Annotated in this window: 10 protein-coding genes and 1 pseudogene; 9 read left to right on the top strand and 2 right to left on the bottom strand. The window is 39.6% G+C overall.

Features of this window, described 5'->3' with window-relative positions; genetic code table 11:
* Nucleotides 1–623: 623 nt before the first annotated feature.
* Nucleotides 624–944 (bottom strand): hypothetical protein, encoded by a 321-nt coding sequence (locus V6C71_16450; GenBank protein HEY9770057.1) that lies wholly within the window; start codon nucleotides 942–944, stop codon nucleotides 624–626.
* 55 nt (nucleotides 945–999) lie between these two features.
* On the opposite strand from V6C71_16450, the pseudogene V6C71_16445 reads away from it, so the two are divergent.
* Together V6C71_16445 and V6C71_16440 are read left to right on the top strand one after the other, a co-directional pair.
* Nucleotides 1,000–1,098 (top strand): annotated as a pseudogene (locus V6C71_16445) (IS1 family transposase).
* 141 nt (nucleotides 1,099–1,239) lie between these two features.
* Nucleotides 1,240–1,506, top strand: a complete 267-nt coding sequence (locus tag V6C71_16440; protein HEY9770056.1) for a hypothetical protein — start codon at nucleotides 1,240–1,242, stop codon at nucleotides 1,504–1,506.
* 172 nt (nucleotides 1,507–1,678) lie between these two features.
* On the opposite strand, the gene V6C71_16435 is transcribed toward V6C71_16440, so the two are convergent.
* A complete protein-coding gene (locus V6C71_16435; protein ID HEY9770055.1) occupies nucleotides 1,679–2,464 on the bottom strand; it encodes a response regulator in 786 nt (261 codons plus the stop codon).
* A 127-nt stretch (nucleotides 2,465–2,591) separates the two neighbouring features.
* On the opposite strand from V6C71_16435, the gene V6C71_16430 reads away from it, so the two are divergent.
* The 7 genes from V6C71_16430 to V6C71_16400 all read left to right on the top strand — a co-directional run bounded on the left by V6C71_16430 (nucleotide 2,592) and on the right by V6C71_16400 (nucleotide 7,825).
* Complete coding sequence (locus tag V6C71_16430) at nucleotides 2,592–3,794, top strand: PAS domain-containing sensor histidine kinase (GenBank protein ID HEY9770054.1); 1,203 nt, start codon at nucleotides 2,592–2,594, stop codon at nucleotides 3,792–3,794.
* A 277-nt stretch (nucleotides 3,795–4,071) separates the two neighbouring features.
* Nucleotides 4,072–4,701, top strand: a complete 630-nt coding sequence (locus V6C71_16425; GenBank protein HEY9770053.1) for an ABC transporter substrate-binding protein — start codon at nucleotides 4,072–4,074, stop codon at nucleotides 4,699–4,701.
* Nucleotides 4,665–4,934 carry a hypothetical protein gene (locus tag V6C71_16420; GenBank protein ID HEY9770052.1) on the top strand — a complete coding sequence of 90 codons (270 nt, stop codon included), beginning with the start codon at nucleotides 4,665–4,667 and terminating at the stop codon, nucleotides 4,932–4,934. Before V6C71_16425 ends, V6C71_16420 begins: the two co-directional genes overlap by 37 nt.
* Before the next feature lie 151 nt (nucleotides 4,935–5,085).
* On the top strand, nucleotides 5,086–5,916 hold the full coding sequence (gene ntrB, locus V6C71_16415) for a nitrate ABC transporter permease (protein ID HEY9770051.1): 831 nt from the start codon (nucleotides 5,086–5,088) through the stop codon (nucleotides 5,914–5,916).
* A gap of 29 nt (nucleotides 5,917–5,945) precedes the next feature.
* A complete protein-coding gene (locus V6C71_16410) occupies nucleotides 5,946–6,797 on the top strand; it encodes an ABC transporter ATP-binding protein (protein HEY9770050.1) in 852 nt (283 codons plus the stop codon).
* A gap of 40 nt (nucleotides 6,798–6,837) precedes the next feature.
* A complete protein-coding gene (cynS, locus tag V6C71_16405; protein HEY9770049.1) occupies nucleotides 6,838–7,281 on the top strand; it encodes a cyanase in 444 nt (147 codons plus the stop codon).
* 223 nt (nucleotides 7,282–7,504) lie between these two features.
* Nucleotides 7,505–7,825, top strand: a complete 321-nt coding sequence (locus V6C71_16400) for a DUF1348 family protein (protein ID HEY9770048.1) — start codon at nucleotides 7,505–7,507, stop codon at nucleotides 7,823–7,825.
* Nucleotides 7,826–8,363 lie beyond the last annotated feature (538 nt).

Below are 8,363 nucleotides of genomic sequence, written 5' to 3'. Positions count from 1 at the left end.
AGATATTGCATTAGTTGATGATAAAGAGGTGGGTGCTGATTCATGATTTTTCACTGGTTTTTCGCAATTTCAGTGTCTCATGATGATTGCCCACTTTTTTATGAAAATCACGCTTTTCATCTACTTGTGTCCATCAGTCAGTTCAACAGCTTCTGAAGTTTCAGAATTCTGTAGTTGATTAATTGTTTTGATGACAGTACCGCTGATTGTTGCATTCCTTCCCACTGCAAGCTGTTCGGCGTTAATAGTTCCGCCATTCTGTACAATCCCTTCGTTTTTACCTTCGCTACTCTATTCAAGAATTAGATTGAGTCGGTAGGCTGCCGTTTACTTTATTTGCCACCTTATTCTCCAGATTTAAATCGAATCGAAAAATCCTAAAGGACGACGCGAAGGACGCGAAGCTTATCCGAAGGTGTCCCTGAACGGATACACCTACGGATATACCATGCACGGGAATCCGCGATTGGCAAATGCTTACTTCATACCGCTCCGCATATCCTTTAGGGCATATGTTGGGCATGGCTAAAAAGTCTTATTCGTCATCGCTTACAGGATTATTTTTCATTGAGACTGGTAATTGAGTCCGTTCTTAAAGATGCTGCGTCCTAACTCTTTTGGCTTTAGCTATAGTTCATGGCATAGTCTTTACAGTCATGCGTCCCGTTCCATCTAGCTTTGGCTGACTGCATTGTTTCTCCCACGTACAGCAGCAGAGGCAAGGCATTATCAATGATGAAGTAGATACAGTTTTTCTCTCCATGTTCTCGCATTCGATAGAACTGGGCGTTGTGCAGCTTTAATTCAAAAGGATTAATTAAATCAGTGTCACAGTGGCTTCTTGGCGGGTCAAACAAACTTGTTTGCTTTCCTAAAGGATACCGCTTCGCATATGGTGCAGGAGTATTAAGTGTGCGTTGTTGATACTTAAATAGGCGTTGCATAAATATGGGAGGAATTGCCGAATTAAAATAGCGTGATTAATTAGAAGAAAACCAAGTGAAATGTCGTGAGTGTAAGTCTGAACATATCCGTAAAAACGGTATGAGGAGAGGGAAACAAAATCATTTTTGTGTAAATTGCGGTCGTCAATTTGTAGAAAACCCCAAAAATCATCATTGTCGGGCTTTTTGCTGAGTATACATTCTGTAACTTACACCCTGAACTTTACCTGAAGCGATTGCTGCACGAGAAGCGTTAGTAAATCTAGAGAAGGTAGAAAGAAACGCACCCCTACCAGTGTTTGAGAAGCTGAAAGAGAAAGTTTTAGCCCGAGAAGCGACGGTAAAGCAAACAAGGGCAATCGAACAGGAATATAGACCTATAGATGCTCCTAATCGAAGAGTTAGACCAGCTAAAGACAAGGAAGAAAGTTACGAACATCTGGGATTACCCAAAAACGAAGCAGAAGAATCAAAAACACTAGAAATCGGAGCTAAAGACAGACTGCGAAATCAAATTGCACTAACTATATCGCGATCGCTCAAAATTAATCTAGTTGACTAGACTATTACGCCGATCGCAGAAAGATGTTTTCTAGATGGTTCGTTGTACGTGCTGTGGCTTGTGGGGTTCAGTAATAGTTCTCTCATACTCAATACCCCGTTTATCTATTTCATCTTAAATTCTAAGCACTATTTCAGTTAGAGTTCGTAGATTATCCTCACAATTATTGAACTTATAGTAAATAGTTTCTATTATTTTGGGAATTATTGCGCCATAAATTAGGAGAAGTGCCATGTAGTTGCTTAAATTGACGGATAAAATAGCCAGTGTCTGTATAACCAGTATCCCTCGCAATTTCCGCGATCGCGAGATCGGTATCGAGTAATAATTGGCGAGCTTTATTCATCCGTCGTTCGATAATCCATTGTTTAACGGTGCGTCCAGTTTTTTGTCGCACTAGGTTAGTTAAATAAGCAGGAGAATAACCGAGGTTAGATGCGACTTCTTTTAGTTCAAGGGATCGATGAAAATTAGCTTCAATAAATTCAAATATTTTGGTTGTTTTGCTGCACTTAGGTAATTTATGCTGATGAAAAAAGGATTTGGAATTGTCAGTATTAGATGTAAAACTATAGCATTGTTGTAACTGTTCTTTTCTTTTTAATATAGTTGTAATTGCCGTTAAAAAGCGTTCTACATTGCAAGGTTTAGTTAAATAATCTTCGACCCCCAAATTCATACCCAATCTCAAATCTAACATAGAGACTTTAGCAGTGAGAAAGATGACAGGTATTGCCAAAGTAGATAATTGTTGGCGCAGCATAGACAGCACGCCATAACCGTCTATGTCTGGCATCATAATGTCACAGACAATCAAATCTGGATGATGTTCTTGAGCTAATTTTATGCCTGTTCTGCCATTATCCGCTTCAATTGCTTTGTAGCCTTCAAACTTTAGACAGTTGAGTAAGACTTTTCTAGTTTGAGCTTCGTCTTCTATAACTAAAATTGTTTGCATACTTGACTACAGCCTGATAATTAAAATTAAATCTGTTATTTCCAATAAATACTTAAATGAGGAATAACACGGTAGCTAAAGTTACAATAATTGCTACGGTAGATTACAAATAATTAGCTAAAAGATTATGAAACAGGGATGCGAACGACAAACTGATATTGAATTAGCTAATTTGCGTCGCCAACATCAACTGATCCTTAATTCTGTGGGAGAAGGAATTTATGGGTTGGATATCCAGGGGAATGTTACTTTCGTCAATCCTGCTGCTGCATCGTTAATTGGCTGGGAAATGGAAGATTTAATTGGCAAGTCAATGCACGCTATTTTGCATCATTCAAAACCCGATGGTTCTTTTTATCCCAGTGAAGAATGCCATATCTACGCTGCTTTTAAAGAAGGAACTATACGCCGAGTTGACAATGAAGTATTCTGGCGCAAAGATGGCTCTAGCTTTCCCGTAGAGTATATTAGTACGCCGATGCACGATGAGAAAGGGGAGTTAGTCGGTTCGGTAGTTACATTTCGCGATATTACCCAACGTAAACTTAGCGAGTCTAGTCTGCAAAGAGCGAATGAAGAATTAGAGCAGAAAGTGGTAGAACGTACCTCAGAACTAAGTAAAGCTAACGAAAAACTGAGACGACTCAATGAAGTTCGTTCTCGCTTTGTTTCGATGGTGTGTCACGAATTTCGCAATCCTTTAAATAATATTGCCTTCTCTGTATTCTCCCTCAAACGCTACGAACGTCAACTCTCAGCCAAAGAAAAAACTGAATATCTGTCAGATGTGGAAACTAATATCGAGCGCATGACGCAAATGACCAATGAATTACTAGTCATAGGTGAAATAGAGACAAAAGGAATTAATATTACTCCCGATAGACTAGATTTAGTTAATTTTTGTCATGAATTGACCACAGAATTTGTCCATACTTATCCGAATTATCAAATTCAATTTGATAGTAATGTATCTTTGTTAGAAGTTGAAATAGATTATCGCTTATTAAAATCTATTTTGACCAATATTATAACCAATGCAGTTAGATATTCCTCAAGCAAACACACAATTATGTTTAAGCTATCTATTAACAAGAATTATGCTATTTTTGCAATTAAAGATTGGGGAATCGGAATTCCCCAGGAAGATTTGAATAATATTTTTGAGCCTTTTCATCGGGGTAAAAATGTTAGCAATATTCCAGGCACGGGTTGGGGCTTGAATATAGTCAAAAAATTTGTATCTTTTATGGATGGAGCAATAGATATTACCAGTCAAGTTAACCAAGGTACTAAGGTTGAAATTAGAATTTCTCTACAAAGTAATCTATAAAAAATCCTATTTTTACTAAAATTAATTCAATGCAAAATTACAGACCTAACTGCTAGCATACACAAAAGCTTCTTATTACTGAGGGCAAATAAATAAATCGTATATTTGGATAAAAAATATTATTTTTGTATTTGCTTTTAACCTGCGGTTTTTCAACTAAATGATTTATTTTTAACTACACTAAAGCTAAATTAAATTTTATAAAAATTGCTACATTGTTCAAACTAATAAAGCGTTTTAATCGCTTAAAAGCTAGATAATAATTACAGTTATAGTTATGGTAATTTCCTTAAATAAAAACTCTACAAATAAAGGGATTAATCTGAACTCCTCAAGAGTCAATGCAATCGGATTAAAGATAACTTGCAGCGATTGTGGTGGTTTTCACCCAACGGATGAACACTGGAAATTTATGCAGGATATGCCTCAAGATCCAGTGGATATGATTAGCGATCTGGCAAAAATGGGTATTTATAAGCCCGAAGCTTTTAAGATGGCCAATGCAGTCAATGCTGCCGATTTACGCAAAACTTTGCTGCTGAAGATGGCGGGAAAAGGCGATCCGAAGCGAGAAAGACTAGTTTTAGAATTATGTAAACAAGCTGGGGGTATGAATAATGCTTTTGCTGCAAGCGATGACTGGATTTCAGCCAACCCCAATACCTTTAGATCGCTAAACAAAGCCATTATCGAAGCTGCGGGCTATGCCCAAGATCCTGCTAATCGTCCTAAAATAGCCAAGGCGATCTCGGAAAGGGCATTTCTCAATCAGCCCGTGGAGGTAGTTGAAGCAGTGTTAACGGGTAATTTTGAAGATGGCTTGGGTAACACGAAATCCATCCCCGATCGCATTGATTTCGATCCCTATCCTTGGCAAGCTTTGCTAACTGGGTATCTTCTCAGCTAGTGCGCTGGGACTTACAGGGAGATGGCAAAGTTAAAACGGCGATCGCTGATGGTAAATATGACGAAGTCGTAAAAGAAGTATTTATGACGGATTTAGCTAGAGAATTAGCGGTCGAAGTAGGACTAAATCCACCAGAAGATGTTTATCGTACCGAAACCCTAGAATTTGATACCTTCGATCCTGCTCAACCCCAAGTATATGTGGACAAACAGATTAAGAAATATGGTGTGTAAATCAATTGACAATTACTGTACTTAAAGAAAGTTAAATATTAAGTGGGGTGGACATTGCAATCGATCGTCACAAAAAAGCCATTTATTCAAATGATACCTATTAATCAGTAAGTAATCCCTTTACAGGGACGTAGTTAGAGGTCGTTTAATCATGACAATAGTTCGAGAAAGTTTAATTAAAAATAGCAAAAAAGAGAAGCTTTTAGATAACGAAAATGTCCAGGCGTTGCTATTATTTCTTCTTTCGTTAGGAATATTCCTCTTTTGGGAAATAGGAGCAAAGCTAAAAATATTTTCTAAAGGAATGCCCACCGCATCTTTGACCATTAAGGAATTGTGGTATTGGATGACTCATCCTTTCTATAAAAATGGCCCTAATGATATGGGGATCGGCTGGAATTTGTTAATTAGCTTGAGACGGGTGGCGATCGGCTATACTTTAGCTTCGCTGATAGCTGTACCTTTGGGCATCCTTGTCGGTATATCTAAAATAGCGTTTAAAGCCTTTAATCCTTACTTTCAACTTCTAAAACCCGTATCCCCTCTAGCCTGGTTGCCATTAGGACTCTATATCTTCCGCGATTCGGAATTAACCGGAATTTTTATTATTACCATCGCTAGTATTTGGCCTACCCTAACCAATACAGCTTTTGGGGTAGCCAATGTAGACTCTAGTTATCTCAATGTCTCTAAAACCCTGGGTGCATCTCGCTGGCGCACCATTTTTAAGGTAATTATTCCCGCTGCCTTGCCCAATATTATCTCTGGGTTGCGAATCAGTATGGGTATTGCTTGGCTAGTAATCGTCGCAGCAGAAATGCTTTTAGGTACAGGGCTAGGATACTTTATCTGGAATGAATGGAATAACCTTTACATACCTAACATTTTGGTTGCCATCTTTATTATCGGCATTGTGGGGATTATCCTCGACCAAATCTTTGCCTATTTAGAAAAATTAGTTTCCTTCAACGAGCAATCATGAGTACTTCATATTCATCTAAAAATTCAGCTGTGACTATAGACAGGGTTAACGATGCTCAAATATCTCTACGCCATATCTCTAAGGTATACCCTGGCAGAAAAGGCTGGCTGAAACAGCTAACGGGACAAGCAAGTTCTGATTTTGTAGCGATCGAGGATGTCAATCTCGATATCGAACACAATACCTTTGTTTCTATTATCGGACCTTCTGGCTGTGGCAAGTCTACTCTCCTAGATATTATTGCTGGTTTGAGTACAGCTTCTAGTGGCGAAGTTTTAATTAACGGACAAGTTGTAGACAAACCTGGTCCCGACCGCGGGATGGTATTTCAAAACTATGCCTTAATGCCTTGGATGACGCTCAAAGATAATATCAAATTTGCGGTGGAAACTGTTTTTCCTAAAATGCCTGCAAAACAGCAACAACGGGTTATCAAAGAAAACATTCAGCTAGTAGGCTTGGTAGGGGCAGAAAATAAACGTCCCCACGAACTATCGGGAGGAATGCGCCAAAGAGTTGGCATAGCTAGAGCTTTAGCTATAAATCCCCAGATTTTACTGATGGACGAACCATTTGGAGCTTTAGATGCCCTAACCCGTGGCTTTCTCCAAGACGAAATCGAGCGCATCTGGGAACAACAGCGCAAAACCGCCATTATGATTACCCACAGTATCGACGAAGCCTTACTGCTATCCGATCGCATCATCATGATGACTAAAGGTCCCGCAGCCAGAATTGATGAAGTATTAGAAGTTCCCGTACCCCGTCCCCGCAATCGTGTCACTGTCGAAAATCATCCCGATTATCTGAAATTAAAACAAGAAATGGAAGACCATTTGTATCGCGAAACTAGGGCGGTAGAAGCAGCGCGGATTAAGTGAACAAGTAGCAAATAATTAACTAAAACCAGGAGCAAGAATTATGCCCATTTCAGAAATCACCGAAAAACTATTAGCAGCAAAAAAAGAAAAAGGAATCACTTTTGAAGACCTTGAAAAAGCAGTAGGACTAGACGAAACTTGGATCGCCTCAGTTATTTATCGTCAAGCCAGTGCCAGTATCGAAGAAGCTACCAAAATCGTCACAGCTTTAGCCTTACCAGAATCAATAGCAGAAGCCTTGACAGTGCCACCCCTCAAAGGATCGCTCGAACCTCAAATTCCTACCGATCCTTTAATCTACCGCTTTTACGAAATTATGCAGGTATACGGAATGCCCATTAAAGCCGTAGTCCACGAAAAATTTGGCGATGGTATTATGAGTGCGATCGACTTCTCCGTAGAAGTAGAAAAAGTAGAAGATCCCAAAGGCGATCGTGTTCAGATAATTATGTGTGGGAAGTTCTTACCCTATAAAAAATGGTAATTGTTTAGCAAATAGTTGTAGGGTGGGCATTGTGGTAGATAATCTTATAACAAGCGAACGTTCAAATGATGCCCGCCAAAAACAGTCAGTAATCATCACAAATGAAAACTAAATAAATGGATACTAAACCACCTTTGCCACCATTTACCTTAGAAACAGCAAAAGCTAAAGTACAAAGCTGCTGAAGAGGGTTGGAACAATCGCAACCCCATAAAAAGTCGCGCTGGCATATACTGCTGACTCCCAATGGCGCAATCGTGCCGAGTTTATTAATGGTAGAGTAGAAATCATTGCTTTTCTCCAACGTAAGTGGGCAAAAGAGTTAGATTATCGCCTCCAAAAAAAACTCTGGAGTTTTATGCACAACCGCATTTCTGTTTGTTTTGAATACGAATGGCACGATGATGGCGGTTTTTGGTATCGCGCCTATGGCAATGAAAATTGGGAATTTGCCGATAATGGCTTAATGAAGAGACGAGAAGCCAGTATTAATGATGTGCCAATTAAAGAGTCCGAAAGAAAATTTCTCTGGGAAAGAAAATAAAGTTCGAGCGTAAGCGCGATCGTTCTTCTCAAACCAAATCATTTAAAAATCAATAAACTGAGAACTACCAGCATCAGGGGATATATGCAGATACCTCTCCGTAGTAGTCACACTCGCATGACCAAGACTTTGCTGCAACAACCCTAGCAGCGTGATTGGATAAGCTGGGGTTTCCCCAGCATCCCTCACGCTAAAATTACATCCAGCTTCTAAACTATGCCGCTTCGTGAGAATGCCTTAAGCAATGTGCCGATGCCCTCTCATCAATACCTGCTCGTTTACAGGCTCGTTTAATCATCCGATGCACAACGCTTCGCTCCATCTGATTATGATGGCGACTAATAAATACGTACTGATTAACTCGATGGTATTTCTTACTCGGTAAGCTCAACGGGGCGAACCCCCGCGACGCGAAGCTAAGGCGCGTTTTGAGTGGGAAGATTCCCTCTCATTTGCCAATCGCGGATTCACGGATAAACCGCACTCCGCCCTTCGGTCTCGAAGCTTATCCTTTAGGAAAAGCCGCCGCTAGTCATGC

Origin of the sequence: Coleofasciculaceae cyanobacterium, assembly GCA_036703275.1 — a bacterium.
Classification (GTDB): Bacteria; Cyanobacteriota; Cyanobacteriia; order Cyanobacteriales; family Xenococcaceae; genus Waterburya.
This window is presented reverse-complemented; position numbering and strand designations above follow the sequence as displayed.

Bases quoted from the DNA above. Each gene is read 5' to 3' on its own strand.
- V6C71_16450 (HEY9770057.1), bottom strand. From the start codon at position 944: ATGCAACGCCTATTTAAGTATCAACAACGCACACTTAATACTCCTGCA.
- V6C71_16435 (HEY9770055.1), bottom strand. From the start codon at position 2,464: ATGCAAACAATTTTAGTTATAGAAGACGAAGCTCAAACTAGAAAAGTC.
- V6C71_16430 (HEY9770054.1), top strand. From the start codon at position 2,592: ATGAAACAGGGATGCGAACGACAAACTGATATTGAATTAGCTAATTTG.
- V6C71_16425 (HEY9770053.1), top strand. From the start codon at position 4,072: ATGGTAATTTCCTTAAATAAAAACTCTACAAATAAAGGGATTAATCTG.
- ntrB (HEY9770051.1), top strand. From the start codon at position 5,086: ATGACAATAGTTCGAGAAAGTTTAATTAAAAATAGCAAAAAAGAGAAG.
- cynS (HEY9770049.1), top strand. From the start codon at position 6,838: ATGCCCATTTCAGAAATCACCGAAAAACTATTAGCAGCAAAAAAAGAA.